Raw genomic sequence first — 26,197 nt, forward strand, 5'->3', positions numbered from 1 at the left:
TTTTTAATAGGCTTTTTTATAGCATTGAATTTCTATTTTTCTAGCCACAGGAATAGCTGGAGCATTTGGAGAAATTGGCATACCATAGAAAATTTTACTTTCTAAAAAATCACCTTGTTTTAAATCCTTAAAGGTTCCCTCTTTGTCGGTACCAAAAATTCCACAATCATCCATTTCAATTTCTGTATTTGGTAAAACTTTAATCGCTATTTGTCCGCCATAAACAGAATCGATGAGCAAAGTTTTATTGTTATCATAAACTTGAGCAATAGTGCCTTCGAGCTTAACACTGTCGGCTAAAAGAATAGTACTTGACAAACAAGCTGCCAAAAAGAACATTTTTTTCATAAATATTTTCTCCTTTTTTGTTTGATTTCTTGAAATGATAAAAAAATAAAGTGAAGTGAATGTGAAGTTTTAACCAAAAACACAGAATAATTTTATTAAAATATAAAATATGCTAAAATTATAATATAGTTTTTTATCTGCGCAAACTTTAAACAAATAGAAATTTAATTATTTAATTTTATTATCGCGATGCTAAAAAACATTTTTAATTATTATATATAATAAATTGGAGAAACTATGCACAAAAAGCATTCTTTACCTGAATTAACCTTTAGAGGACTTTTATTAGGAAGTATTTTAACCATTATCTTTACAGCCTCAAATGTATATTTAGGGCTTAAGGTAGGACTTACTTTTTCATCCTCAATCCCTGCTGTTGTTATTTCCATGGCTGTTTTAAGCTTGTTTAAAAATTCAAATATTTTAGAAAATAACATGGTTCAAACTCAAGCATCCGCAGCCGGTACTCTTTCTTCAGTTATTTTTGTTATTCCTGGACTTTTTATATGTGGGTATTGGAGTGAATTTCCTCTTTGGCAAACTTTTATGATTTGTTTATGCGGTGGAGGTTTGGGAGTTCTTTTTACCATACCTTTAAGAAGAGCTATGGTTGTAGAAAGCAAACTTACTTATCCAGAAGGTAGGGCAGCAGCTGAAATTTTAAAAATGGCCAATAGAGATCAAGAAATAAAAAAGGGTAAAAAAGGTGTTAAAGAAATTGCTTTAGGTGGAGTTATTGCGGCTACTTATAGTCTTTTTAGTAGTGGTTTTAAATTGATCGCAAGTGAAAGTAGCTTTGCTTTTATATGGAATAAAATGGCCTTTGGATTTTCCATGGGCTATTCTTTAGCGCTTTTAGGTGCGGGTTATCTTGTTGGATTAGCAGGAGCTATAGCACTTTTAGTTGGGATGTTTTTAGCTTGGGGTGTTTTTACCCCTTATCTTTCAAGCTTTGAATTTGATGGGGTTAAAAATGCAGCGGAACTTGCTTCAGAAGTTTGGAGTAGTAAAGTTAGACTTATAGGCACTGGAGCCATTGCTATAGCTGCACTTTGGACTTTGATAGAACTTTTAAAACCTGTATTTGATGGAATTAAAGAAATTATTCGCAATGTTAAAAATCCACATACAAATAATAGTGATTCAAGAAATACGGATTTATCAATAAAAAATATTTTCATACTTTTTTTATTGATGGTTGTAGGACTTTTTATCACATTTTATAATTTTGTTAGCGATGCGCATTTAAATGTATTTTACCACTTACTTTTTGCGGTAGCTGGGACTTTAATCGCAGTATTGATAGGCTTTTTTGTAGCAGCAGCTTGTGGATATATGGCTGGTCTTGTGGGATCATCTTCAAGCCCTATTTCAGGTATAGGATTAATCGGGATTATTGCATCTTCGATTATCTTTTTACTTTTAGGAACAGAGCTTTTTAAAGATCCAATCCTTTCAAATTTTGCTATTGCTTTAGCTATTTTTACTACAAGTGTTATTTTAGCAACTGCAGCAATTTCTAATGATAATTTGCAAGATTTAAAAACAGGATATTTGGTGGGTGCAACTCCTTGGAAACAACAAGTTTCTTTACTTGTAGGTTGTGTTTTTGGTGCTTTAGCCATCGTTCCTGTTTTAAATTTGCTTTATCAAGCTTATGGCTTTGTTGGTGCAATGCCAAGAGCTAATATGGATGCTTCTTTAGCTTTAAATGCACCACAAGCTAATTTAATGAGTACAATTGCTAAAGGAATATTTAATCACAATATAGAATGGAATTACATTCTTTTTGGCGTGGGTGTAGGTGTGATCATTGTTATCATCGATAAAATTTTAAAAAAGATGGGTAAAATGTCTTTACCGCCTTTAGCTGTAGGGATTGGTATATACTTGCCACCTGATGTTAATATACCATTGATTATCGGGGGAATTTTAAAATATTGCGTGATGAATTATCTAAAAAGAAAATATGAAAACAATTCCAAAAAAGAAGAAAAAATAGCTTCATGTGAGCAAAATGGAATTTTATTTGCTTCGGGATTAATTGTTGGAGAAAGTATCTTTGGTGTGATTATTGCAGCTATTACAGTTTTTTCAGTTAGCATGGGTGGAGATGAAAATATTTTGGCTTTAAATTTCAAAAATTTTCATAATAGTACATTATTTGCCTTTATATTTTTTATAGCCGCGATATTGTATTTTATTAAAAGAATTGTCAAAAAATAGATTTTAGGTTATTTATGGAAAATTTTTATGCTTTAATATTAGGGATTATTGAAGGATTAACCGAATTTTTGCCTGTCTCCTCAACGGGTCATATGATTTTAGGTGGAACGATTTTGGGGCTTAAAATGGATGATTTTTGGAGAAGTTTTTTAATCATTATACAACTAGGATCCATTTTAGCTGTTGTTTTTGTTTTTTGGAAACGCTTGATCCAAGGATTTGATATTTGGTTTAAATTAGCGGCTGGTTTTTTTCCTACCGGTCTTATTGGACTTTTTGCTGAAAAATATTTGAAAGAATTATTTAATGGTTATATTGTGGTTAGCATGCTAATCATTGGTGGGATAATATTTATCATTATCGAAAGATGTCATAAAAATAAAATCTATAAGATTAACTCACTTGATGAAATAACTTATAAAAAAGCATTTTGCATAGGGATTATTCAAGCTTTAGCGATTATCCCTGGAACTTCAAGAAGCGGATCGAGTATTATTGGTGGATTATTGCTAGGTTTAAATCGCAAAAGTGCGGCAGAATTTAGCTTTTTATTAGCTGTTCCAACGATGATTATAGCGACTTTGTATAAAATTTATAAAGAACCAAATTTGCTTAGTGATGCCAATTCTTTAATCCCTTTATCAATAGGATTTATCACAGCTTTTATAGTTGCTGTTTTTGTTATAAAGTTTTTTTTAAAATTTATAACAAAATTTGATTTTATCCCTTTTGGAATTTATAGAATTATTTTAGGAATTTTGTTTTTCTATCTATATTATAGTGGAATTTTAAATCCAGGAGATCAATTTTAAATTCAGATATTATTTTAAAATCATTTAATAAAACTAATTTTTAAAAAAAATTAAGGCAGACAAAGATAAAATTATAAATTTAAATTAAAACTCGCAGAGTTAGTGAGCTTAAAGGTGAAAATTAATATGGAAAAAGAAATTATTGCATTTTTAGATACTGAAAAAATAGTCGATTTACAAAGCGTTCAATCTAAAAATAACTTGAAAGAAATTTATTTTGATAATTCTAAAGAAAGTTTAGAAGTAATACGCCATTCTTGCGCACATTTAATGGCACAAGCGATTAAAATTTTATATCCTGAAGCTAAATTTTTTGTTGGCCCTGTGATAGAAGATGGCTTTTATTATGATTTTCGCGTTGATTCTAAAATCAATGAAGAAGATTTAGTAAAAATCGAAAAAAAGATGAAAGAACTTGCCGAATCTAAAATTGAAATTGGCAAATATGAAATAAGCAAACAAGAAGCTTTGCAAAAATTCCAAAATGATGATTTAAAACAAGAAGTCTTGCTTCGCATTCCTGATGGGCAAGTGAGTATTTATACTCAAGGTGATTTTGAAGATTTATGCCGAGGCCCTCATGTGCCAAATACAAAATTTTTACGTTTCTTTAAACTCACTCGAGTTGCTGGAGCTTATTTAGGCGGTGATGAAAAAAGAGAAATGCTAACACGTATCTATGGAACTGCATTTGCCGATAAAGAAAGCTTAAAAGAATACTTAACAATCATTGAAGAAGCTAAAAAAAGAGATCATAGAAAATTAGGCACAGAATTAAAACTTTTCACTTTTGATGATGAAATAGGCGGCGGTTTGCCTATTTGGTTAAGTAATGGTGCAAGACTTAGAAGTAAGCTAGAACAAATGCTTTATAGAGCTCATCGAATTCGCGGATATGAACCTGTAAGAGGACCTGAACTTTTAAAAGCAGATGCATGGAAAATCAGCGGACATTATGACAACTATAAAGAAAATATGTATTTTACACAAATTGATGAGCAAGAATACGGCATTAAGCCGATGAATTGCGTTGGACATATAAAAGTTTATCAAAGTGATGTAAGAAGTTATCGTGATCTACCTTTAAAATTTTTTGAATACGGTGTTGTGCATAGACATGAAAAAAGTGGAGTTTTGCACGGACTTTTAAGGGTGCGTGAATTCACTCAAGATGATGCACATATTTTTTGTATGCCAAATCAAATCAAAGATCAAGTGTCAGAAATTTTAAATTTTGTTGATGGATTGATGAAATTTTTTAATTTCTCTTATGAGATGGAAATTTCTACTAGACCTCAAAAAGCTATAGGAGACCTTGAAATTTGGGAAACAGCAACCAATGCTTTAAAAGAAGCCTTAGATGAAAAAGGTTTAAAATATGGTATTGATGAAGGTGGTGGAGCTTTTTATGGGCCAAAAATTGATATCAAAATTACCGATGCTTTAAAAAGAAAATGGCAATGTGGCACCATACAAGTAGATTTTAATTTGCCAAATCGTTTCAAACTCGAATACACCGATACCAACAATGAAAAAAAACAACCTGTTATGCTTCATCGTGCTATTTTGGGTTCTTTTGAAAGATTTATAGGAATTTTAACAGAGCATTGCGCCGGAGAATTTCCATTTTCCATAGCTCCAACAGCAGTTGGCATCATACCAATTTCAAATAATCATATCGCTTACGCACAAGAGATTAATGATATGCTTTTAAAACTTGGAGTTGATTGCGAAATATATGATAAAAATGAAAGTTTAAATAAAAAAATCAGAATTGCAGAAAAACAAAAACTGCCAATGATTTTGGTTTTAGGCGATGAAGAATTGGAAAAACGTAGCGTTGCCTTAAGAGATAGAAGGGCTAAAGAACAAAAAAATCTTAGTTTGGATGATTTTATAGCTTTAATTAAGGAGAAAACAAGTGAGGTATATTTTTGAGTAAAGAAAAAGAAGTATTGCTCAATGATGAAATAAGAGCGGATGAAATAAGATGTATAGGTGATGATGGCAAAGTTTATGGCATTATTAGCAGTGATGAAGGTTTAGAAATAGCTAATAGACTAGGGCTTGATTTGGTTATGATAGCCCCAGATGCTAAACCACCTGTATGTAAAATTATGGATTATGGAAAATTCCGTTATCAACAAGAAAAGAAACAAAAAGAAGCTAAGAAAAAACAAAAAGTTATCGATATAAAAGAAATTAAACTTTCGATTAAAATCGCTCAAAATGATATCAATTACAAAGTTAAACACGCTCTTGAATTTTTATCTCAAGGCAAACATGTAAGATTTCGCGTATTTTTAAAAGGTCGAGAAATGGCTACCCCTGAAGCAGGAATGGCCTTGCTTGAAAAAATTTGGACTATGATAGAAAATGAAGCAAATCGTGATAAAGAACCTAATTTTGAAGGTCGTTATGTTAATATGCTCGTAACACCTAAAAAATCTTAATGGGTTTTTAATGCCTAGAGAAAATTTAATACAAAATGTAAATCAACATCAGCCTAAAAATAAATATTCAAAATTAGATGATTTAAATATTGATTTAGCCATGAATAAAACAAAAGAATATTTAGAACAAAGATTTTTAAAAGAAGGGATCTCTAATTTTATAGATGGAAATTATTATTTTGAAATAGAAAAACATATAGAAATTTCTTTTATGATCAATAATATAAAATCAACTAAAATTAGAGCTGAATTTGATACTACATTTTTTGATAATAAAATTAAACCTGATGGTGGAGTTCTTTTCTTAAGAAAAGAAGATGATCCTTCGTATAAAAAAATTCTACTTATTACTGAAGCTAAACGTCAGGGTACAAATGATTTACGAAAAAAAGAAGGGAAAAATAAACAAGCCACAGGAAATGCTATTGAAAGGTTAGGAAAAAATTTAACAGGAATTAAAGCCATGCTAAATCATGAAAAAATCACTCCTTTTGTTTGTTTTGGCTGGGGTTGTGATTTTGCAAGCAATGAAAAAACAGTTTTAGCCAAATTAAACGTTTTAAATGAATTTTACTATCTTAATAAAACTTATATTTTTAAAACTGATGGTAATAGTGATCATAATTATTTTTCGCCAGTGAGTATGTATTTTAGAGAAGAAAAATGGGAAGTAGATGAAATGTTTGCCATTATGAAAGAAATTGCTGAAACTTCTTTAAGGTATTATATTTTTTAAAAGAGTATTATGAAAGAAAATCCTGCCTTTTTAAAAGAACAAATCATCACTTATCTTGGTAATAAAAGAGCTTTATTAGATTTTTTAGGACAAGGTTTTAAATTTGCTAAAAAAGAACTCAAAAAAGATAAATTTAGCTTTTGTGATATCTTTAGTGGTTCAGGTATAGTAAGCCGTTTTGCTAAAGCTCATTCGAATTTTATACTCGCTAATGATTTAGAAAATTATTCCAAAATCATCAACAAATGCTATCTTAGTAATCAAAACGAAGAATTAAAAAATGACCTATCCTTATTTTATGAAAAACTTTTATCAAATATTGAATTTGAAAAAGGTTTTATTAGTGAATTATATGCCCCAAAAGATGAAAAACAAATTCAAAAAAATGATCGAGTTTTTTATACCATAGAAAACGCTATATACTTAGATACTTTAAGAAAAAAAATTGAACAAGAAATTCCAAATAAATTTAAGCATTTTTTTATCGCACCGCTTTTGTATGAAGCAAGTGTGCATTCTAATACAAGTGGCGTTTTTAAAGGATTTTATAAAGATAAAAACGGAATAGGCAAATTTGGTGGCGAAGGAGAAAATGCCTTAAAACGGATCAAGGGTAAAATTGATTTAAAACTTCCAATCTTTTCAAATTTTAACTGTCCTTTTTCTGTAGAGCAAAAAGATGCTAATGATTTAGCTAAAGAAATGGATTTTCTAGATGTGATTTATCTTGATCCACCTTATAATCAACATCCTTATGGATCAAATTATTTTATGCTTAATTTGATTGCAAACTATCAAAAACCGGTTGAAATTTCCCAAGTCAGCGGAATTCCTAAGAATTGGAATCGAAGCATTTATAACAATGCTAAAAGTGCTGAAAATGCTTTATTTGATCTTATTTCTAAACTTAGGGCCAAAATTATTTTACTCTCTTATAATTGCGAAGGTTTTGTAAAAAAAGAAAATTTCACAAAGCGTCTAGAAAAGCTAGGAAAATGCCATATTATTGAACAAAAATATAATGCCTTTAGAGGAAGTAGAAATTTAAAAAATCGTGCTATTTATGTAAAAGAGCAATTGTATATTTTGATAAAATAATTTATTCTTTTCCATCAAGTATAGGCACAAAAAGGCATTCATCAAGAATTTCTTTTTTTAATTTCAGACCATTTTTTGTTATTTTAGTAATATATTGTTTTTCATTATGAAAAATAGGAGCGACCAATATCCCACCATCTGCAAGCTGATCGAGCAAAATTTCTGGAATAGATGTCGCATAAGCAGAAAACAAAATTCTATCATAAGGAGCGTAATTTGGCCATCCAAGCTGCCCATCATCGAAACGAACGTTAATATTGCTAAATCCTAAAGTTCTAAAAGTTTCTGAAGCGCTTTTTGCTAACTTTTCTATGCGTTCTATTGTGAAAACCCTTCGGATCACACGACTTAAAATAGCAGCCTGATAACCGCTACCACATCCAACCTCTAAAACACTATCTGCATCTTTAAAATCAAGCGCCATAGTCATTTTAGCAACGGTTAAGGGTGAACTAATCCATTGAGAATTGGCCAAAGGTAAAGCATCCAAGCGATAAGCATGTGCTTTTAAAGGAGAAAAAATTTCGCGGGGAACTTGACAAAAAGCATTAAAAAGTTCATGATTGATAAAAACTTTTTGTGCAATTTCTTCAGCCATAGCTTTACATCTTTTTTGCTCAAATAAATTCATTCTCTCTCCTAAATAACGAAAAATTGTAACAAAATTATTCTAAAAAACTAATCAGTTTGATGAGTTAAATTAGTCTTTAAAGTTTGTAATTTATTAGAAATTTTAATTAAATATTGAGAATTAGCATCAAGTATATTTTTTTCTAAAGTGTCGATTTGATTTTTTGTATATAATGCAATTTGCGATGCTTTTAAATTTTTTATTTGAATTTGATTGTTTTTAAAAACACATTGAAGCATTTCTTTTCTTTCTAAATCGCTATCTAACTCATCTAATTTTTCATCATAAATATAAATTTCATCATAGAGTGCTTTTTTCGTTTTTTTATTATAAACTCTAAAAAACTTTTTAAAATGAGGCAAGGTTGTTTTTGAACTGTTTTCGCTGATTTTAATTTTAGGTTTTATAGCGTTTAGTTCTTGTATGGCCACAAGTTTATAAACACAGCCAAATATCGGATCACTAGAAGCAGTGATTAACCTTTCTCCCACCCCAAAAGCGTCTATGGGCGAATTTTGTAATTTTTCTATTTCATATTCATCTAAAGAATTTGAAACAATGATTTTACACTCTTTTAAATTTTCACGATCAAGTTTATCACGAATATTTTGACTTAAAAAAGCTAAATTACCAGAATCGATTCTAACTCCACACTCTTTAACATTGTATTTTTTAAAAGCCTTTATCGCATTTTCTAAACCGCTTTCATAATGATAAGTATCTATAAGCAAAATAGGATTTTTAGGATAAAGTTCTACATAGCAACAAAAAGCTTTAAATTCGTCATCAAACATTTGCACCCAAGAATGTGCCATTGTTCCACTTACAGTGATATCGTATTTTTTTCCTGCTAGGGTGCAAGAACTTGCAAGACATCCACCTATAATAGCCGCTTTAGCCCCCTTAATCGCAGCATCATTTCCATGTGCTCTTCTTGATCCAAATTCAAACACGGGACGATTTTTAGCTGCTCTTACTATGCGATTTGCTTTTGTGGCAATAAGGCTTTGATGATTGATATTTAACAATAAAAAAGTTTCTAAAAACTGCGCTTCTATGGGATTAGCCTTAATAATCATCAAAGGTTCATTGGGAAATACAATTTCACCCTCTTGTAAAGAATAAATTTCTCCATTAAATTTAAAATCAAGCAAATAATTTAAAAATTCTTCACAAAAAATGTTTTTGGATCGTAAATATGTGATATCTTCGACATCAAAACGCAAATTTGCAACAAAATCTAAAATTTCAGACAATCCAGCAAATATAGCAAAAGGATTATTATCGGGAGTTTTTCTAAAAAATACATCAAAATAGCAAATTTTATTTTCAAATCCATTTAAAAAATAACCTTGCATCATAGTGAGTTCATAAAAATCACAAAGCAAGGTTAAATTAGATCTTTTTTTAGAAAAATTCTCCATAAATTACCTAAATGTTAAAAATCATCAAAACTAATACTACCTTTTGAATAGTTGGTTACCTTACTTTCAAAAAAGTTACTTTTTTGATCATTAAATTTAGAAAAATCATCAACCCATTTAATAGGATGCTTAGCATTGTACATTTTTTCAAGATTAATCGCTATTAGTCTTTGATCAATTAAATAATGGATATATTCTTCAATAATATCGTCTGTAAATCCCATAATTTGATTTTGAGTGATATATTTACCCCATTTAATCTCTAATTCTCCTGCTTTTTGAAACATTTCATAAATTTTATTAATATTAGCTTCATTGAAAAGATCCGGTCTTTCTTTTCGTGTTGAATTGATCATATTTTGAAATAAAAGTAAATGCGTAATTTCATCTCTTTGTATAAAGCGAATCATTTGTGCTGAACCCAACATCTTACCAGCTCTAGCAAGGGCGTAAATTGCAGTAAATCCACTATAAAAATAAATTCCTTCTAAAATTTGATTTGCCACCATAGCAAGTAATAATTTATTATCATCTACATCACCAGCTAATTCTTCATAAATATTGGAAATAAAATCATTCTTTTCCCTTAGAGTTGCGTCGTGCTTTTCCATTTCATAAATTAAATCTGTGTTTTCACAAATTGCCTCTACCATAACCGCATAAGATTTTGAATGATTGGCTTCTTCATAAGCTTGTCTTGCTAAAACTGCATTAATTTCAGGTGCGGTAATATAAGGATTGATATTGTCTGCTAAATTATTGGTTTGAAAACTATCCATAGAAATCAGTTGAGACCAAACTAAATCATACATTCTTTTCTCACCAGAAGTTAAATTACAACGATAATCAAGAGCGTCTTTGGTTGTATCAACTTCTTTAGGAAACCAAGTGTTTGCTTCCATAACATCCCAAAGTTTCAAAGCCCAAGTATATTTTGCCTTTGTAAAATTAAGAATTCCGTGAGGATTTCCATCAAAAACTTTTCTTTCTCCAAGAGTTTCATTTGAATTGGGATTGTAAATTCTTTTTCTATGCATTATTATTTAACCTTTCTATGATGCAACTTTGAGTTAATATATCATGTAAATTAAGAGAATCTTTTCTAATAAAACTAAAAAATATTCCCACCAATAAACCAAAACTTATGAAAAATATAATGTATCTAAGTATAATTTTTAAAAAAGAAATTTTTTTTCCGCTTTTAAAATCTACCAAATAAAGATCATAAGCTTTCAAACCAGGACTTTGCCCTTTTCTTTGTAAAAACAAAGCCTGAATTAAACCAAAAAGAAAGGAACATAAGGCGGTAGCAAAACCACTATGTAAAAAAGCATCCTTAGATCCTAACCAAAAATAACTTAAATATAAAATGGGTACATAAATAAGAAAAATATCAATAACAAAAGCTTTGAATCGCAAAAAACGCGAAGCTATTCTAGCTTTTGTTTTTTTCATTAATTTCCGCGACTCCCTGGTTTAATAGCTTTGCTTCCTTGTTTGCAAAGTGGGCATTTTTCTTCATCATAAATTTCAAAATCAAAATTTCCTAGAGTAAAAAGAGGGATATTGCTAGGAAGTTTAGCGTTATCTTTTGATTGAGTGTTTAAATTTTTTACTGCACAAAACCCACGATTTGCTAAAGCAGCAAAACCCACTACAATTCCTCCGAGGCTTTCTATAATTTTTGCACTTTCTAAAGCACTACCACCTGTAGTAATAATATCCTCACAAACGATAAATTTTTCACCTTTTTTAACCTCAAAACCTCGTCTTAATGTCATTTCTTTATTAACTCTTTCAGTGAAAATAAAACGTTTATCACAGGCTCTAGCTAACTCATATCCTGCTAAAATTCCTCCTAAAGCTGGAGAACAAACACTGTCAAATTCTATAGAATTTTCAAAAATTATTTTCGCCAATTCTTTACATAATTTTTCAGCCAAGACAGGACTTTCTAGCACTTTTGCACTTTGAAGGTAAAATCGAGAATGTTTTCCAGAACTTAATAAAAAATGACCCTCTAAATAAGCTTGACAGTTTTTATAAATTTCTTCTAAATTCATTATTAAACCTTTAAAAGTTCTGTTTCTTTATTTTTAACGCTTTCATCAATTTTAGAAGAATAAGAATCTGTAATTTTTTGCACCTCATCATATGCTTTTTTTGCCTCATCTTCTGAAATTGCTTTATCTTTTTCTAGTTTTTTAATACTATCATTAGCATCTTTTCGATGGTTTCTGATTGAAACTTTTGCTTTTTCGCCCATAGCTTTAGCTTGTTTAACATTTTCTTCTCTTTGTTCTCTAGTCATTGGAGGGAAAAATAATTTAACATTTTCCCCATCATTGTTTGGATTAACCCCGATATTTGCTGCAGCGATAGCACTTTCTATGATTTTTAACATAGGTTTTTCCCAAGGAGTGATGCTAATAGTTGAGGCATCGCTAGCTAAAACAGTCGCGACTTGATTTAAAGGCGTTAAACTACCATAATAATCAACTTGTATATGATCTAATATATGAATATTAACCTTGCCTGTTCTTAAAGTTGTAAAATCTTTTTTTAAAGCTTCTAAGCTTTTATCGTTTTGGTTTTTTTGTTTGTCTAAAATTTCATTAATCATATTTTTCCTTTTATTTGCTTACATTTGTATCATATGAATTTTGCGGCATAGATGGAATTTTTGATGGATTGATTGTATTAGCATTTGGAATGCTTGTATTGGTTTCTACTTTAATTTTTTCAGCTAAAGAATCTTTGTTTGTGTGATTGTATAAATATCCTAAACCTATGGTATTAGCAATCAAAAACACACCCATTATAAATGTAAATTTAGCTAAAAAATTTGCAGGCCCTTTTGCGCCAAAAAGACTTTCATTGCTTCCGCTATAAGCTCCAAGACCTATGCTTGAACTTTTTTGTAACAAAACAGCTATACAAATAATAACAACGATAACAAATTGTAGAACAGTTAAAAGAGTAATCATAAATTTTCCTAATCTTTGAAATAATTTTAACTTGAAATATTTTAGCGAAATAAAACTTGAAAAGATTTGAAATTATTGTATTTTTGCGTCATTACGACGCAAAAATTATCTGTTAAGACTTCTTAGAATATTAAGTAAATTAATGAATAAATTTACAAAATCAAGATAAAGTGCTACAGCTCCTTCAATTGGAGTTTCATAGTTTCCGCGAATAATATTTTGAGTATCATAAAGAATATAAAATGAAAATAATATTGCAGATACTGATGAAATAACCAAACTAAATACGCTACTATGTAAGAAAATGTTAAGTAAAGATGCTGCAATAACAACCAAAAGAACTATAAATAAAGCTTTACCCATTACAGTAAAATCTTTTTTAGTATTCATAGCAAAAATACTAAGACCTGCAAATGCCACAGTAGTTAAAGCAAAAGCTTGAGCTATGATAATTCCTCCTGCAGGTAAAGCAAGAACGGAAATAAGTAAAGGCGTAAGTGTTAAGCCTGAACAAAAAGTAAAGGCAAAAAGTAAGATAAGATTTAATGGAGCTTCTTTTTTCTTATACATCAAAGCAAACAATAATCCTAGTTCTATAGCAAAAAGAATCCAAAATGTTACCAAAGATTCAATAAAAAATGATGCTAAAGCGAAAATTCCCACATAAGCACCTACTGTAGCAGCCAAAAGCGATGCGGCAAAAAGCTGATATGTTTGCTTGATAAAAATGCCAAGATCACTCGTTCTTGTATTTTCAAATTCTCTCGATTTTGAATAGTCTCTATCATAAAGACTCATAATCATTCTCCTTTGATATAATTGTACAAATAAGATTATATCAAAATTTATTTAACAATTTATTTTTTAAAACAAATTTCATATTAAGTATTTTAAAATACATTGTTGTAGATTTTGTTATAATTATAAATATTTATTTTATTTTTAGGTAGTATTTTATGGAAAATCTTATTAGCGGTGCAATTAAATTTATGCAGCAAGATTTTAAAGAGCATAAAGAGCTTTTTGAAAGTCTTAAAAATAAGCAAAATCCTCACACTCTTTTTATAGGATGTTCTGATTCAAGAGTTATCCCTAGTTTAATAACCAATACAGGCCCAGGGGAGCTTTTTGTGATCCGAAATATTGCAAATATCGTTCCGCCTTATCGCATAGGGGAGGATTTTTTATCAACCACTTCTGCTATAGAATATGCTTTAAATTCTTTACATATTAAAAATATTATTGTGTGTGGACATAGCAATTGTGGTGGATGTAATGCACTTTATTATTCTGATGAAGAATTGAGTAAAATTCCAAATGTAAAAAAATGGCTCACTTTGCTTGAGCCTATCAAACAAGATATAAAATCGATATCAAAAAATGATACAGCTATGAGATCTTGGCTTACAGAAAAATTAAATTTAGTCAATTCTTTACAAAATATTCTCACCTATCCTGGAGTTGAAGAGGCACTAAACCAAGGAAAAATAGAACTTCATGCTTGGTATTATATTATCGAAACAGGTGAAATTTATGAATACAATTTTAAAGAAAAAAACTTTACTTTAATTCAAAATAGGAGATGATAAATGAAAAAAATAATTTTAATCTTTTTTAGTCTTTTATATCTTTATGGCGATGAATTACAGCTTATTGATACTAATGCGAGTCAAAATTCTGGTGTTTATGGTTTGATTCAAAAATATATTGGTATTGAGCATCAAATTAGAGAATTTAGAAAAAATAATGATGAAAATTCAAGTTCTTATAGTGGTATTTTAAAAGAATTTGAAAGAGATAAAAGAACAATATTATCTGAAATACCTGATATGATAGTCGAACAAAAAATTGACGAAAGAGCTATAGAAAATTTCTTAAAAAGAAAGCAAGAATTGCTAAAATTGCAACAAAAAAGTTTAAACAAACCTTTTGTTTATACTGACACAAGCTTAAATCTTGTTTATTTTAATATGGTTGAAAGTTTCTTTTCATCTTTGTTTGAATTAGAAAAACTTTTTAAAAATGCAGCTGATAGTGAAAGTATAGTATCTACAGTTGATAAAGCTATGGAGGATTTACAAAATTTAATCAATATTGATTTAGATGAGTATAAAAGTAAAATTACCGATCCAAAAGAGCTTGAAAAAATTGCCTCTAAAGAAGCAATGATCAATAATACTTTTAATGCTTATATAGAAATTTTAAAATATTTGCGTTCTAATGCTCATTTATTGGAAAGCAATTATCTTTTTTCTCTTTTAGGACTTCAAATTTGGATTGATAAAATCAATGCTTTTGTTAATATTGATTTTTTAAATGTAGGGAAAATAACTATTTCTGCTTTGGTTTTAATTTTCTTTGTTTCTTTAAGACGCTTTTTTTCTAATATAGTTTATTTTTTCCTTGTGCGTTTGATTTATCGTAATAAAAAAGAAGCTGATGATATTAAAGTTATTTTTATTGGAAATATCAAAAAGCCTGTAGGTATTTTACTCATTTGTTATGCACTTTCTCTTTGTCTTACTATAGCGTTTTATCCCGCACCTTTAAGTATAAGTTTGAGTAATCTTTTTAATATCATTTATGCTGTTTTAATAGCTTGGCTTGTTTTGAAAATTCTTGATGGTTATGGCGTGGTTTTGGTATCTAAATTGGCTAAGAAAAGCGAAAAAAAAGAAGTGGTTAATTTAGTCATTAAAATTTTATATTTTGTTATTATTATTATAGCTTTACTCTATATTTTAGCTCAACTTGGTTTTAACATTTCAGCCATCATTGCATCTTTGGGAATTGGTGGTTTGGCTGTTGCTTTGGCGGCTAAAGATATTATCGCTAATTTCTTTGCATCGATTTTATTATTATTTGATAATAGTTTTAATCAAGGAGATTGGGTTGAAGTTTCAGGCATAGAAGGAACCGTTGTTGAAATAGGACTTAGAAAAACAACTATAAGAACTTTTGATAATTGTTTGGTTTTCCTACCTAATTCAACTATTATGGGTGCTAATATTAAAAACTGGAGTAAACGTCGTATGGGACGTCATATAAAAATGTATCTTGGTGTAGGATACGATGCCACTCCTGAAAAATTAGACAGTTGTATTAAAGATTTAAAAGAACTTTTAAATTCAAGTCCATTAGTAGCTCATGAAGATGATAGTGCTTTAAAATACGGAGATCACACAACTAAATATCGCCAAAATTTAGTATCTATTAATGATCTTGAAGGTTATAAAAATGCTTGTTATGTAGCTTTGAGTGAATTTGCAGATAGTAGCATCAATATAGAATTATACTTTTATACCAAATCAATTCATTCGAAAGAATTTAGAGAAGCTAGACAAGAATTGATGCTTGAGTTTATGCGTATCATTGAAAAAAATGGTTTGACTTTTGCTTTCCCAAGTCGCAGTATTTATATAGAAAATTTACCTCCGCTTGATTTACAGCCAAAAGAATAGCTTTTGCTATTCTTATATCGGCATAACGCGAATATTTGGGCTTAATTCTTCTTGTAAAATATTTTCAATAGCGTATAAAGTAGCACCACTTCCGCTAGAACAACCACTACAGGCACCTAAATAGCGAATATAAACATCGATAGCACCACCTTCAGCCTTTTGTATATCAATCACCTCTAAATCGCCTCCATCATTATGAAGCATAGGGCGAATTTCAGTATCTAAAACGCTTTCTACCGCTTTTAGCTGACCTACTAAAGTCATTTCATCAAAAGCAACGTCATTTTTTGTAGCATTTTTTAACTTTTCTCTATCCATTTCAGCTCTTGTTTCGGCTAAAATATCTACAAGATAATAATCCCTTTTTTCATGCCCACCTGGTTTAACACAAGATTTGCAAAAGGCACCCGCTTTAGTGTATTGAGTGATTTCTTCAACTGTATGCAAATCATTAAGTCTAATAACATCCTTAATGGTTCCAAGGCTTACCCTAGCACATTCACACACTATAATTTGATCTTCAAAATCCTCAGGGTTAATTCCTTTATAATGAGCCGCGGCTTGTTTAATAACATCATAAGCCATAACCGAACAATGCATTTTTTGAGGTGGAACTGCTGGAGTTTCTGGATTGTCACGCATAGCAAATTCTACATCCAAATTTGTAATTTTTACTGCTTCATCTACAGTTTTTCCTATGCAAAGATCCACCATAGTATCACTACTTGCTATAGCAGTGCCACAGCCAAAACTTTTAAATTTGGCATCAATAATTTTATCTGTTTTTTCATCAACCAACCAAAAAAGCCTTACCGCATCCCCGCAACTTTCTGCTCCAAAATCAGCCACAATAAGCTTTGCATTGCGATTTTTAGCATCTTCTTCGCTAAATTCTCCCATATGTTGAGGGTTATTCATTCTATCTTGAACTTTTTGGGAATACTCATCCCAAATTGATCCTCCAATTAAACTATTTTTTCCCATTTTTTATCCTTTTATTTATAATTATTTGGATTATAAGCGTAAGTGCAAGAAATTTTTCTTAATCTTTGCGTTGCATTTTTTATTTGTTCTGCAGCATAATCAATTTCTTCTTCTGTGTTAAATCTCGATAAAGAAAGTCTTAAAGCCGTATGTGCTAAATCATGCTCTGCACCAATTGCCTCCATAATAGGATTGCTCTCAAGTGCTTCACTGGCACAGGCTGATCCTGTACTTGCCGCTATACCATTTTTATTTAAATCCCAAAGCATAGCTTCGCCTTCAACGCCTTTGATACTTGCTAAAATAGTATTTGGAACTCTATGTTCTCTTTTACCAACCACCGTTGTATCAGGTAAAGCTAAAATTTTATCTTCTAGCTTATCTCTTAAACGACGTATATGAGAATCTTCAAAATCAAGCATAGTATTAGCTATACGCAAAGCTTCTCCCATAGCTACTATGTAAGGCACATTTAAAGTCCCACTTCTTCTACCACCCATATGCTCTCCGCCATGTAATAATGGAGTAAGTTTAAGTCCTTTTTTGATAAACAATCCTCCAACGCCTTTTGGTCCATGGAATTTATGGGCTGAAAAAGATGCAAAATCAACGCCTGCATTGCTTAAATTAACTTTGATTTTACCCACTGCTTGTGTTGCATCTGTATGAAAAAGTGCTCCAAATTCATGGGCGAGTTCAGCCATGGCTTTAATATCAAAAATCATACCGGTTTCATTGTTGGCCCACATAACGCTAACGAGTGCGGTTTTATCAGAAATTACTTTACGTAAATCTTCTACAGTTGAAGCGCCTTCTTCATTTACTGGAAGTTCCATAACTTTAACACCAAGACTTTTTAAAAAATACGCTGCTGCGCTTACTGCAGGATGTTCCACACTAGAAATAATCACTTCATTGCGTTCTTTATTTAAAATATGATCAAAATACACACCTTTTAAAACCCAATTAATACTTTCAGTCGCACAAGATGTGATCACTATATCATCTAAATCATTTGCTCCAAGTCCCACATAAAGCTTATCCAAAGCTTCTCTTAAAGCTGGATGGGTTGTGCTTCCCCACTGATGAAGACTATTTGGATTGCCATACATATCTTTGAAAAATGGCAACATAAGCTCATAAGCATTAGGGTCAATCATTGTTGTTGCATTATTATCTAAATAAACTTTCACTTTTCATCCTTATAAAATTATATCCATTTTTAATTTAGGATATTTTTTATCTTGTTAATTAAAATGGATAATAACAGAAATTTATTAATTTTAGTTTAAATACTAAAATTAAATTATAAATTAAGAAAAATAAAAAAATATTAAATTAAATTTTAAATTTTTTTTCATAATATTTTACTATTTTATAATCTTCTTTTGAAGTATGATTTATGATGAAATCTTTTACCACATAATCCAATTTTTCGGTTAAAATATGGATTGATCTTGCTTCGCTTACTATTATTTCTTCAATTTCAAAAATAATATTACGGTGGATTTTCATATGCTCTTTCATGAAGGGATAATGAATTTCTCTCATAAAAGCTTCTTCATCTAAAAAATGTCGATTCAGCATAACAAGTAATTCTTTTAAAACTTCTTTTAATTCTTTAGAATTAATATGTCGATGATTCATTAAAGAAAGTTTGATAGAAATTTCAAAAAGATCTTGATGTTGAGAATCTAAAAGATCGTTATTCATAGAAATAATTTTTTGGTTAGAAATCATAATTTAAACTTTCATTTACTGTTAATTCTAAATTTTAAATTATTATTTAAAATTTAGATTATAATTTTTAAATACTTAAATTCACATTATTTTTTACTTATATTACATCATAACAGACATATAAGAATTAAGTATTTTATTTAAATTCGCTTGTTTTTGGCGACGATCTAAAAAATGATCTATAGAACTAGAACGCATCGTATTTGCTTTATCTATCCTAGAAACATCCTGACTTTGTTTTTTATATTCTTCTTTTAAATCATTAAAATCATTTTTTATTTGATCAGTATAAATTTGAAAAATTGAACTTGAATTAGCAAATTCTTTCAAATCCATATCTTTTTGATAATTAATATATTGTTGAAAAAACACAGAAAGTTTATCTTTAGAAATGGTTTTTTTATTGACTCCATTGACGTAAAGATACAAATCGAAACTCATTTTTTCTTCATTATTTTTTTTAATATAATCTTCAATATCCATTTTTCCATCAAGAAGTTTTTGCAAATTCTGGCGAGAGCTGATATCTAAATTAACCGGTTTCATAAAAAAATTAAATTCATTCTCATTTTGAGTCTTAATATCTTGATAAATAAAATTCATCAAAAGCCCCGATTTTGAAACTTCTGAATTTTTTGTTAAATAAGGTTTTAAAATTTCATTAGAAGAAGTATTATTTAAAGTTTTATCAAAATGAAAACTTATAACTTTATTATCAAGCATTAAAGTATTAAGATGAGTATTTTTATCTAGTGCAGAATTTAGCTCTTCTTGGTTATCATAAATTCTTGTGATTTTACCTAAAAACTCTCCATTTTCTGTAGAAAAACCCGCTGAAAGCTTTGAAATATTGCTACGACTTAAATTAGCATTATCATCTTGCATAAATTCATTATTAATCGCTTTTAAAGAATTATAATAACTATTTAAAAGATAAGGTAGATCTATTTTATTATAGTTAAAATTTTCATCCTGTTTTGTTAATTCTTTTGCTATATTCCTAACACTTTTAATATGAATATTATAAGATTCTGGAATATTGGCTATTTTATTTAGATCTTTATCAAAAAAGCCTTCTTCATTAGTTCTAAAACCAAACTCACTCGCATAGCTTACATTGTTAAAAATGTAATTTAATTGTTCTAAATGATGATCCTCTTTCAAATTTGAAATTTCTCTATCCTTGATCAAATTCAAAGCAGAATTGTTATTTAAAGGATTAGACAAAGCCAAATTTTGATAAGGATTTGCCGAATTTATTGTCATTGTTTAATCTTTCCAAAAATATTGCTAATTTTTTACAAGCAAAAGGTGTGCCAAGTTTATAAAAGGATAAAAATTCAGTCAAAAATCAGTAAAAATTTATTATCATTTAGCTTTTCTAAATTTTTTGGAAAAATAAATTTTATCCGAAAGGAAAGCGTATGCCAAAGATGAAAAGCGTTAAAAGCGCTGTTAAACGCTTTAAGGTAGGTAAAAACAAAATCAAAAGAGGTTCAGCATTTAGAAGCCATATTTTGACTAAAAAACCTGCTAAAAGAATGCGTGATCTTCGTACAGCTAAATACGTTCATAGCACAAATGTAAAAGCTGTAGAAAAGATGTTAGGGATTTAAGTTTTTGACCGAAGTCATTCAAACTCCCCTTAAACAAAGAAAGTTAAGGGCAAGCTCCAAAATTTGGACGCCACTTTATGAAAGGAAATAAAAATGGCAAGAGTAAAAACAGGTGTTGTAAGACGTCGCAGACACAAAAAAGTTTTAAAATTAGCGCGTGGTTTTTATAGCGGACGTCGCAAACATTTTAGAAAAGCAAAAGAACAATTAGAAAGAAGTCTCGTCTATGCTTATCGTGATAGACGTCGTAAAAAAAGAGATTTTCGCCGTCTTTGGATCGTGCGTATCAATGCTGCTTGTAGATTAAATGATTTAAGCTATTCAAGATTTATTAATGGACTTAAAAAGGCAGGCATTGAGCTTGATAGAAAAATTTTAGCAGACTTAGCAATGAATGATGCTGCTGCATTTTCAAGAATTGTAGAGGCTGTCAAAAAAGCGCTTTAATCCAAGATTATTTTCTTGGATTACCCCCCCCCCTCTAAGTTTAATTTTACCAGAACATTTTCATAAAGTTTTAATTCATTTAAATTTTCATCCAAGTAACCGCTTGTATCACTTTTTTGTTCTAGCTTGTCTGAAATTTCTTTTCCTAAACTGATAAGATCAGAAATAGTTTTTGAAAATTCATTTGATTTATCTCTGATGAAATTCATTTCTTGAGTGCTAGAATTGGAGCTTTTAGCAATAGATTGTATGGTTTGGATTACCAATTTTATGGCTGCTTCCATTTCTATCAAACTTTCTTGAGTATTATCAGAAAGCTTTCTTACCTCATCTGCAACAACGGCAAAGCCTCTTCCTAATTTTCCAGCTCTTGCTGCTTCTATCCCTGCATTTAAAGATAAAAGACTGGTTTGCTCGACAATACCAGAAATAAGATTAAGCATTTTGTTAAGCTGATCAATGTTTTTAAAAGAAGATTGAATTTCTTTTTCCAAATTCATTTTTTCTTCGCTTTGATACAAGTTATATTCTAAATAATGGATAAAGTTGATGAAATTCTCATCTATGGTTAAAAGACTTTCTTTAATGCTTTGAAAATCTTTGAAAGTATCTTTAAAAATATTAGAATTATTATCTATGCTAACAGTAGTATTTTTCAATCGATCTAAAACAAGTTTATTTACCTTATTGATAATTTCAAGTTTTTGCACCTTAAGGCTGAGGTAATAATATTTAAAGTCGCTATATTTATTTACAAAGGTTTGCATATAAACTGGATTAAATTCGGTTTTTTCATCCACTTCATAGAAAAAAATCGCCACTAAGCTTTTAAAAATTCCTACCCCATAAACTTCTCCAAAACAAGAAAAACCTACAATAGGAAATTGGTTTAATTTGATATCTTTTATAAATTTACTATTTTGAAATCTCCTTAAAATACAATCATTAAAAATCGCTGCCATAGGTTTTATATCGGGTTTATTTTGGATAAATTTTTCATAATCTTTTTCGAGATCTTTAATAAAATCAGTTCTTTTTAATAAAACAATTTCTTGACCATTAGTTATTTCACCATAGCTAAGCAAAACTTTATCAGAAACAATTTTCATAGGAGAAATAAAATAATCATTGCTAATTTTAATACCTAAGGTATAATCTGAAGCTTTAAGCTTTAAACCTTCAAAATCACAAGAAAAATGTTTGCACAAAGCTTCAATTGCATTTATAGACTGAAAAGTTTTTGTATCTAAAAATTCATACACCAGTCTATTCTTAGGATCGGTATTTAAAACCGTAAATGTTGTGTTTTTATCATGAGTTTCAGAAAAATTTTGAGATTTCATAAAATCAAAACGATATTTTGGCTTAAATTGAATATGCATACTGATCGCATGATGCTCTAACATTTCATAATTATAAACAATACAAGTTCCCTGAAGATTATCCAAATCTCCACTTGCACCAGCCCCTAAAAGAGGACAAGGATATTGAGCGTATTTATAAAGCATTTCTATCACCATGCTTTCACTTCCACTCACCCCGTTGTGAATTAGATAATGCAAAGTATTGCTACAATGTGCCTTAAAAGGTACATGCATTGATGCAATTTCCTTTTCTATATAAACTCTTCTATCTTGACGATCCTCTATGTTATCAAAAAGATTGATTTTATGGATATATAAATTCTCTATCATTTCATTGCCAAAAAGAATCAAAGCAATACCTTGAACATTATGCAAATAAGGATTATCAACAATTTGTTTATTTTGATCGATGTTGCATAGCAAATCAGAGGCGGAAATCAAAATCAATTCGCATTCTTGAGGCAAATAATTTTTTATCTTTGTTGCTATATTTTTTAAATCGAGCTGATAGGAAGCAAAGCCTATGGCTAACTTGGTTTCAAATTTTAAATGACTTAAAACATTCTCAATTTCATCCTCTAAAAAATAAAGAGTTTCTAAAGGTTTTACTTTAACTGATTTTTTTTCATTTTTTTTAAAAAAGTTGCGAAACATTAAACCAACCTCTATATTTTTATTATTCTTAAAAATTTGAAATTTATAATGATGATTTTTAACTTATTTAATTGTAGTAAAATTTTATTAATGATAAAAATTATAAAAATTTATATACTAAGTAAATTAAAATTTAGCTATAATATATTCTTGATGAAAAATTTTGTAATTTAGTTTAGTCAAGGAAAATCTATGGCATCAGATATGAATGAAATTTTATTACAAAGTGTTGAAGTTTTGCCTTCTTTGCCTGACACCATCAGCAAATTAAGAAAATATATTGAAGAATCAAGAAATAATTTAGAAATTAATAAAGTTGCTGATATTATTTCAAGTGATCCTTTAATGACCACTAAACTTTTGCGTTTAGCTAATTCTCCTTTTTATGGCTTTTCAAGAGAAATTACCTCCTTAAATCAAGTTGTATCGTTACTTGGTATAGGAAATATTATCAATACAATCATGGCAGATTCTATTAGAGAAAATTTTAAAATCGATGTTTCACCCTATGGCTTAAATACAAAAGATTTTATAAATAAATGCAGCGAAGAAACTGCTTTTATTACAGATTGGCTTAATGATGAAGATAAAAAACTATCTCACTTTTTAGTTCCTTGTGCTTTGATATTAAGACTTGGTATTGTTATTTTTTCTAATTTTTTGATTCAAAACAATAAAGATGCTGAATTTTTAGAACATTTAAAAAAAATAGATTTTAGAGATCTTTCTTTAGTAGAAAATGAATTTTTGGGAGTTGATCACATTTCTTTTTTGGGCTTTTTACTTTATCGCTGGAATTTTGATGATATATTAACAGAGACAATTTGTTTCATAAGATCCCCTCATGCAGCACGCAATGAAGTTAAAAAGTCAGCTTATGCTTTAGCAGTACTTGATCATTTATTTATGCCACATAGAAGTTTTTCTGTTTTTAATGTAAAAGCATCTATTGCTTTAATCGAAGAAGCTAAAACTCAAGGTGTAAAATTTAATTTAGATAATTTTATTTCAAAGCTTCCAAAACAAATTAGAGAAGAAATAGAAAAAGAAAAAAAATAAATTTTACTTTTTTATTTTTAATTAATGAAAAGTATTATTTTACCTCCTAATGAATTTCTAGACCATTATGTTTTAAATGCCGAATTTCATCGCCTAGTCGGCATTTCTAAAAATGCTTATAAATTTTGGAAAAATGTAGAAATAGGTAGATATCAAGGAACACGTGTTGTTTTTTTACATAAAAATTCCATCCTTAAAAAATATCAAGATAAATTAAAACTATGTACAAATTTAAATGGCTTTGTCTTAGCTAGTGCTTTTTGTTCTTTCACAACTCTTGCTCCTTCGCATTTAGTAAAAAAGAATGATTCTTCTATTTATAAACTTTTGGAACTTAAAGAAGTACAAGGGGTTAAATTTGTCAATTTGAAAAAATTTTATGATTTTTTAGGGCTTGATTATCATCAGCATATCTATATAGAAAAATGCCGTTTTTTTAGTCCAGCCCCTTTTGAAAAACGTATAAAAATTACTGATAGTATGTGTGTTGGATATTATTAAGAGGATGAATTTTAATCCATTTCATAAAATTCATCATCATCTGATTCATCATCATAAACATAATCATCATCATCGTAATTATAAGATCGATGATTAGCGTGTGTATATTCTTCATCTTCTTCATAAACATCATAATCTAAATTTTCTTCTTCGTTTTCCATGATTTTCTCCTAAAATTAAAATTATAAAATTATTTTAACTTAAATTTGTTTGCTTTTGATATAATTTTTTGAATTTTTTAAAAGGTTTATTTATGAATTTAACTCATTTAGATGATAAAAATCGTCCAAAAATGGTAGATGTAAGCTCAAAAAATATCACTCAAAGACTTGCTAAAGCAAGTGGGATAATAAATATGTCTCAAGAAGCCTTTGAAAGCATTAAAAATAATACAGCTAAAAAAGGGCCCGTTTTACAAACCGCAATCATCGCAGCTATTATGGGAGCAAAAAAAACAAGTGAATTAATTCCTATGTGCCATCCTTTAATGCTTTCTAAAATTGAAACTGATGTGATTGAATTTGAAAAAGAATTTGCTTTTAAACTTATCGTTACGGTTAAATGTGAAGGTAAAACTGGAGTTGAGATGGAAGCTTTAACAGCAGTAAGCATAGGACTTTTAACCATTTATGATATGGTAAAGGCTATTGATAAAACTATGAAAATAGGTGAAATTGTTCTTGAAAATAAAGAAGGAGGCAAAAGTGGTCAATTTATGCGATCTTAATAAAGAACCTATTATTAACTATCCAACATTTTGGGATTATAAAGTTATTTTTGATACCCATGTACATGCGGGTGAAGTTTTTGAAAAATTGCTAGGTCAAAGAGAATTTAAATACAAGCATTCTAATGCAAGTTCTAGCGGAAAGTATCAAAGCTTTTTATTAAGCGTCTATGTTGATAGCAAACAAGATCGTCTTGACATTTTTGAGAAGCTTAAGTCTGAAGCAAAATTTGTTATTTAAGGAAATTTATGAAAAATACTTTAATCATTTTTGAAAATTCTCTATCAAATCTTAGCAAAAAAGAAGCCAAAGATTTGCTAGAAGAGCTAAGTTTTAACCTTGCTTACAAGCAAATCACGCATAATGCTCATTATACTCAAAAAATTCTCAATTCTCTTTTGGTTGAATTTTTAAATATTTTAAAAAAGCTTGATTTATTTGATGATGAAAATGTTACAAAAATCATTAAAGCTTTAGTAAAAGCTAGTATTCAAGACGCTCAAAATACTCTTTATGATTATATGAATGAGATTGAAATTTTAAACAAGCAAATTGAAAATCAAAAAAATTCCATAAAAAATCAAATCAGCAATCATTTTTTTGAATTTGAAAATATCTTACAAGAACATCTTGACAATCAAATTTGTAGCAGCTTAAATGATGCGATCTTATTTGATATAGAAATGCTTGGGATCTTAAAAGAAACAGCTGAAAGTGCATTTTTAACCACCTTAGAAAAAGCTGAAGATATAGAACTTACAAGCAAAGAAATTGCTAAAAATCTTGTTTATAATGCCATTTGTGAAGCGCATTTTGAGAAAGAACGTATCTTAAAAATTTCAAGCATTATTTTAAATACAGCTTTTGAAATTGCTAATGAATCGATGGCTTATGCTAAAGATCTTTGTTTAGGTGCGATCAAAGGCAC

At 29.3% G+C, this 26,197-nt stretch carries 29 protein-coding genes and 1 pseudogene; 15 read left to right on the forward strand and 15 right to left on the reverse strand.

The window, feature by feature from the left end; all coding sequences use genetic code 11:
* Positions 1–3 precede the first annotated feature (3 nt).
* Entirely contained in the window at positions 4–348 is a 345-nt protein-coding gene (locus H2280_RS06515; protein ID WP_137624157.1) for a hypothetical protein, read from the reverse strand.
* 237 nt (positions 349–585) lie between these two features.
* On the opposite strand from H2280_RS06515, the gene H2280_RS06520 reads away from it, so the two are divergent.
* From H2280_RS06520 to H2280_RS06545, 6 genes are all read left to right on the forward strand, one after another.
* Positions 586–2,574 (forward strand): OPT family oligopeptide transporter, encoded by a 1,989-nt coding sequence (locus H2280_RS06520; protein WP_337216009.1) that lies wholly within the window; start codon positions 586–588, stop codon positions 2,572–2,574.
* Between the two features lie 14 nt (positions 2,575–2,588).
* Positions 2,589–3,386 (forward strand): undecaprenyl-diphosphate phosphatase, encoded by a 798-nt coding sequence (locus H2280_RS06525; RefSeq protein WP_337216010.1) that lies wholly within the window; start codon positions 2,589–2,591, stop codon positions 3,384–3,386.
* A 126-nt stretch (positions 3,387–3,512) separates the two neighbouring features.
* Positions 3,513–5,324 carry a threonine--tRNA ligase gene (gene thrS, locus H2280_RS06530; protein ID WP_337216011.1) on the forward strand — a complete coding sequence of 604 codons (1,812 nt, stop codon included), beginning with the start codon at positions 3,513–3,515 and terminating at the stop codon, positions 5,322–5,324.
* Positions 5,321–5,839: a translation initiation factor IF-3 gene (gene infC / locus H2280_RS06535; RefSeq protein WP_337216012.1), complete on the forward strand. Its 519-nt coding sequence runs from the start codon at positions 5,321–5,323 to the stop codon at positions 5,837–5,839. Before thrS ends, infC begins: the two co-directional genes overlap by 4 nt.
* Before the next feature lie 10 nt (positions 5,840–5,849).
* Positions 5,850–6,575: an EcoRI family type II restriction endonuclease gene (locus tag H2280_RS06540; RefSeq protein WP_337216013.1), complete on the forward strand. Its 726-nt coding sequence runs from the start codon at positions 5,850–5,852 to the stop codon at positions 6,573–6,575.
* A gap of 9 nt (positions 6,576–6,584) precedes the next feature.
* The gene (locus tag H2280_RS06545; RefSeq protein ID WP_337216014.1) at positions 6,585–7,673 is read left to right on the forward strand and encodes a DNA adenine methylase; all 1,089 of its coding nucleotides are present in this window, start codon (positions 6,585–6,587) and stop codon (positions 7,671–7,673) included.
* 1 nt (position 7,674) lies between these two features.
* Here the strand turns inward: H2280_RS06545 and H2280_RS06550 are convergent, their stop codons facing one another.
* From H2280_RS06550 to H2280_RS06585, 8 genes are all read right to left on the reverse strand, one after another.
* Positions 7,675–8,304, reverse strand: coding sequence for a protein-L-isoaspartate(D-aspartate) O-methyltransferase (locus tag H2280_RS06550; protein ID WP_337195977.1), 630 nt, complete (start codon positions 8,302–8,304; stop codon positions 7,675–7,677).
* A gap of 47 nt (positions 8,305–8,351) precedes the next feature.
* On the reverse strand, positions 8,352–9,728 hold the full coding sequence (locus H2280_RS06555) for a nicotinate phosphoribosyltransferase (RefSeq protein ID WP_337216015.1): 1,377 nt from the start codon (positions 9,726–9,728) through the stop codon (positions 8,352–8,354).
* A gap of 14 nt (positions 9,729–9,742) precedes the next feature.
* Positions 9,743–10,765: a ribonucleotide-diphosphate reductase subunit beta gene (locus H2280_RS06560; RefSeq protein WP_137624149.1), complete on the reverse strand. Its 1,023-nt coding sequence runs from the start codon at positions 10,763–10,765 to the stop codon at positions 9,743–9,745.
* Positions 10,758–11,183 carry an RDD family protein gene (locus H2280_RS06565; protein ID WP_137624148.1) on the reverse strand — a complete coding sequence of 142 codons (426 nt, stop codon included), beginning with the start codon at positions 11,181–11,183 and terminating at the stop codon, positions 10,758–10,760. The genes H2280_RS06560 and H2280_RS06565 overlap by 8 nt, the downstream gene beginning before the upstream one ends.
* Complete coding sequence (gene pyrE / locus H2280_RS06570) at positions 11,183–11,791, reverse strand: orotate phosphoribosyltransferase (RefSeq protein ID WP_337216016.1); 609 nt, start codon at positions 11,789–11,791, stop codon at positions 11,183–11,185. The genes H2280_RS06565 and pyrE overlap by 1 nt, the downstream gene beginning before the upstream one ends.
* Before the next feature lie 2 nt (positions 11,792–11,793).
* A complete protein-coding gene (gene frr / locus H2280_RS06575) occupies positions 11,794–12,351 on the reverse strand; it encodes a ribosome recycling factor (RefSeq protein ID WP_337216017.1) in 558 nt (185 codons plus the stop codon).
* Between the two features lie 10 nt (positions 12,352–12,361).
* On the reverse strand, positions 12,362–12,715 hold the full coding sequence (secG, locus tag H2280_RS06580) for a preprotein translocase subunit SecG (protein ID WP_337216018.1): 354 nt from the start codon (positions 12,713–12,715) through the stop codon (positions 12,362–12,364).
* A 105-nt stretch (positions 12,716–12,820) separates the two neighbouring features.
* Positions 12,821–13,513, reverse strand: a complete 693-nt coding sequence (locus tag H2280_RS06585; protein ID WP_137624144.1) for a Bax inhibitor-1/YccA family protein — start codon at positions 13,511–13,513, stop codon at positions 12,821–12,823.
* A gap of 158 nt (positions 13,514–13,671) precedes the next feature.
* Between H2280_RS06585 and H2280_RS06590 the strand changes: the two genes are divergently transcribed.
* Complete coding sequence (locus H2280_RS06590; protein ID WP_137624143.1) at positions 13,672–14,301, forward strand: carbonic anhydrase; 630 nt, start codon at positions 13,672–13,674, stop codon at positions 14,299–14,301.
* Between the two features lie 3 nt (positions 14,302–14,304).
* Entirely contained in the window at positions 14,305–16,176 is a 1,872-nt protein-coding gene (locus tag H2280_RS06595; RefSeq protein WP_337216019.1) for a mechanosensitive ion channel family protein, read from the forward strand.
* A gap of 12 nt (positions 16,177–16,188) precedes the next feature.
* On the opposite strand, the gene H2280_RS06600 is transcribed toward H2280_RS06595, so the two are convergent.
* The 4 genes from H2280_RS06600 to H2280_RS06615 all read right to left on the reverse strand — a co-directional run bounded on the left by H2280_RS06600 (position 16,189) and on the right by H2280_RS06615 (position 20,166).
* The gene (locus tag H2280_RS06600) at positions 16,189–17,160 is read right to left on the reverse strand and encodes an iron-sulfur cluster assembly scaffold protein (protein ID WP_337216020.1); all 972 of its coding nucleotides are present in this window, start codon (positions 17,158–17,160) and stop codon (positions 16,189–16,191) included.
* 11 nt (positions 17,161–17,171) lie between these two features.
* A complete protein-coding gene (locus tag H2280_RS06605) occupies positions 17,172–18,353 on the reverse strand; it encodes a NifS family cysteine desulfurase (protein WP_337216021.1) in 1,182 nt (393 codons plus the stop codon).
* A 145-nt stretch (positions 18,354–18,498) separates the two neighbouring features.
* Positions 18,499–18,900 (reverse strand): hemerythrin domain-containing protein, encoded by a 402-nt coding sequence (locus tag H2280_RS06610; protein WP_137624140.1) that lies wholly within the window; start codon positions 18,898–18,900, stop codon positions 18,499–18,501.
* A gap of 102 nt (positions 18,901–19,002) precedes the next feature.
* A complete protein-coding gene (locus H2280_RS06615) occupies positions 19,003–20,166 on the reverse strand; it encodes a hypothetical protein (RefSeq protein WP_137624139.1) in 1,164 nt (387 codons plus the stop codon).
* Positions 20,167–20,324: 158 nt separating this feature from the next.
* Between H2280_RS06615 and rpmI the strand changes: the two genes are divergently transcribed.
* Together rpmI and rplT are read left to right on the forward strand one after the other, a co-directional pair.
* The gene (gene rpmI / locus H2280_RS06620) at positions 20,325–20,516 is read left to right on the forward strand and encodes a 50S ribosomal protein L35 (protein ID WP_002777995.1); all 192 of its coding nucleotides are present in this window, start codon (positions 20,325–20,327) and stop codon (positions 20,514–20,516) included.
* Positions 20,517–20,609: 93 nt separating this feature from the next.
* Positions 20,610–20,963 carry a 50S ribosomal protein L20 gene (gene rplT / locus H2280_RS06625; protein WP_137624138.1) on the forward strand — a complete coding sequence of 118 codons (354 nt, stop codon included), beginning with the start codon at positions 20,610–20,612 and terminating at the stop codon, positions 20,961–20,963.
* 20 nt (positions 20,964–20,983) lie between these two features.
* Here the strand turns inward: rplT and H2280_RS06630 are convergent, their stop codons facing one another.
* Entirely contained in the window at positions 20,984–22,981 is a 1,998-nt protein-coding gene (locus tag H2280_RS06630) for a methyl-accepting chemotaxis protein (RefSeq protein WP_337216022.1), read from the reverse strand.
* 192 nt (positions 22,982–23,173) lie between these two features.
* On the opposite strand from H2280_RS06630, the gene H2280_RS06635 reads away from it, so the two are divergent.
* Both H2280_RS06635 and cheQ read left to right on the forward strand, forming a co-directional pair.
* Complete coding sequence (locus H2280_RS06635; RefSeq protein ID WP_337195969.1) at positions 23,174–24,040, forward strand: HDOD domain-containing protein; 867 nt, start codon at positions 23,174–23,176, stop codon at positions 24,038–24,040.
* Between the two features lie 24 nt (positions 24,041–24,064).
* Entirely contained in the window at positions 24,065–24,541 is a 477-nt protein-coding gene (gene cheQ, locus H2280_RS06640) for a cheVAW transcriptional regulator CheQ (protein WP_337216023.1), read from the forward strand.
* An 11-nt stretch (positions 24,542–24,552) separates the two neighbouring features.
* On the opposite strand, the gene H2280_RS06645 is transcribed toward cheQ, so the two are convergent.
* Positions 24,553–24,702, reverse strand: coding sequence for a highly acidic protein (locus H2280_RS06645; RefSeq protein WP_442862190.1), 150 nt, complete (start codon positions 24,700–24,702; stop codon positions 24,553–24,555).
* Between the two features lie 92 nt (positions 24,703–24,794).
* Between H2280_RS06645 and moaC the strand changes: the two genes are divergently transcribed.
* From moaC to H2280_RS06660, 3 genes and pseudogenes are all read left to right on the forward strand, one after another.
* A complete protein-coding gene (gene moaC, locus H2280_RS06650; protein WP_137624133.1) occupies positions 24,795–25,268 on the forward strand; it encodes a cyclic pyranopterin monophosphate synthase MoaC in 474 nt (157 codons plus the stop codon).
* Positions 25,246–25,509: an HP0495 family protein gene (locus tag H2280_RS06655; RefSeq protein ID WP_137624132.1), complete on the forward strand. Its 264-nt coding sequence runs from the start codon at positions 25,246–25,248 to the stop codon at positions 25,507–25,509. The genes moaC and H2280_RS06655 overlap by 23 nt, the downstream gene beginning before the upstream one ends.
* A gap of 8 nt (positions 25,510–25,517) precedes the next feature.
* Positions 25,518–26,197 (forward strand): annotated as a pseudogene (locus H2280_RS06660) (hypothetical protein); the annotation flags it as partial.

Origin of the sequence: Campylobacter sp. 2457A (assembly GCF_020135895.1) — a bacterium.
In the GTDB taxonomy this organism is placed as follows: Bacteria; Campylobacterota; Campylobacteria; order Campylobacterales; family Campylobacteraceae; genus Campylobacter_D; species Campylobacter_D taeniopygiae.

Bases quoted from the DNA above. Each gene is read 5' to 3' on its own strand.
- H2280_RS06560 (WP_137624149.1), bottom strand. From the start codon at position 10,765: ATGCATAGAAAAAGAATTTACAATCCCAATTCAAATGAAACTCTTGGA.
- H2280_RS06630 (WP_337216022.1), bottom strand. From the start codon at position 22,981: ATGTTTCGCAACTTTTTTAAAAAAAATGAAAAAAAATCAGTTAAAGTA.
- H2280_RS06550 (WP_337195977.1), bottom strand. From the start codon at position 8,304: ATGAATTTATTTGAGCAAAAAAGATGTAAAGCTATGGCTGAAGAAATT.
- moaC (WP_137624133.1), top strand. From the start codon at position 24,795: ATGAATTTAACTCATTTAGATGATAAAAATCGTCCAAAAATGGTAGAT.
- H2280_RS06585 (WP_137624144.1), bottom strand. From the start codon at position 13,513: ATGAGTCTTTATGATAGAGACTATTCAAAATCGAGAGAATTTGAAAAT.
- H2280_RS06610 (WP_137624140.1), bottom strand. From the start codon at position 18,900: ATGATTTCTAACCAAAAAATTATTTCTATGAATAACGATCTTTTAGAT.
- H2280_RS06515 (WP_137624157.1), bottom strand. From the start codon at position 348: ATGAAAAAAATGTTCTTTTTGGCAGCTTGTTTGTCAAGTACTATTCTT.
- H2280_RS06645 (WP_442862190.1), bottom strand. From the start codon at position 24,702: ATGGAAAACGAAGAAGAAAATTTAGATTATGATGTTTATGAAGAAGAT.
- secG (WP_337216018.1), bottom strand. From the start codon at position 12,715: ATGATTACTCTTTTAACTGTTCTACAATTTGTTATCGTTGTTATTATT.
- H2280_RS06540 (WP_337216013.1), top strand. From the start codon at position 5,850: ATGCCTAGAGAAAATTTAATACAAAATGTAAATCAACATCAGCCTAAA.
- pyrE (WP_337216016.1), bottom strand. From the start codon at position 11,791: ATGAATTTAGAAGAAATTTATAAAAACTGTCAAGCTTATTTAGAGGGT.
- H2280_RS06595 (WP_337216019.1), top strand. From the start codon at position 14,305: ATGAAAAAAATAATTTTAATCTTTTTTAGTCTTTTATATCTTTATGGC.
- H2280_RS06635 (WP_337195969.1), top strand. From the start codon at position 23,174: ATGGCATCAGATATGAATGAAATTTTATTACAAAGTGTTGAAGTTTTG.
- H2280_RS06615 (WP_137624139.1), bottom strand. From the start codon at position 20,166: ATGACAATAAATTCGGCAAATCCTTATCAAAATTTGGCTTTGTCTAAT.
- cheQ (WP_337216023.1), top strand. From the start codon at position 24,065: ATGAAAAGTATTATTTTACCTCCTAATGAATTTCTAGACCATTATGTT.
- H2280_RS06600 (WP_337216020.1), bottom strand. From the start codon at position 17,160: ATGGGAAAAAATAGTTTAATTGGAGGATCAATTTGGGATGAGTATTCC.
- H2280_RS06555 (WP_337216015.1), bottom strand. From the start codon at position 9,728: ATGGAGAATTTTTCTAAAAAAAGATCTAATTTAACCTTGCTTTGTGAT.
- H2280_RS06590 (WP_137624143.1), top strand. From the start codon at position 13,672: ATGGAAAATCTTATTAGCGGTGCAATTAAATTTATGCAGCAAGATTTT.
- H2280_RS06545 (WP_337216014.1), top strand. From the start codon at position 6,585: ATGAAAGAAAATCCTGCCTTTTTAAAAGAACAAATCATCACTTATCTT.
- rpmI (WP_002777995.1), top strand. From the start codon at position 20,325: ATGCCAAAGATGAAAAGCGTTAAAAGCGCTGTTAAACGCTTTAAGGTA.
- rplT (WP_137624138.1), top strand. From the start codon at position 20,610: ATGGCAAGAGTAAAAACAGGTGTTGTAAGACGTCGCAGACACAAAAAA.
- H2280_RS06525 (WP_337216010.1), top strand. From the start codon at position 2,589: ATGGAAAATTTTTATGCTTTAATATTAGGGATTATTGAAGGATTAACC.
- H2280_RS06520 (WP_337216009.1), top strand. From the start codon at position 586: ATGCACAAAAAGCATTCTTTACCTGAATTAACCTTTAGAGGACTTTTA.
- thrS (WP_337216011.1), top strand. From the start codon at position 3,513: ATGGAAAAAGAAATTATTGCATTTTTAGATACTGAAAAAATAGTCGAT.
- frr (WP_337216017.1), bottom strand. From the start codon at position 12,351: ATGATTAATGAAATTTTAGACAAACAAAAAAACCAAAACGATAAAAGC.
- H2280_RS06565 (WP_137624148.1), bottom strand. From the start codon at position 11,183: ATGAAAAAAACAAAAGCTAGAATAGCTTCGCGTTTTTTGCGATTCAAA.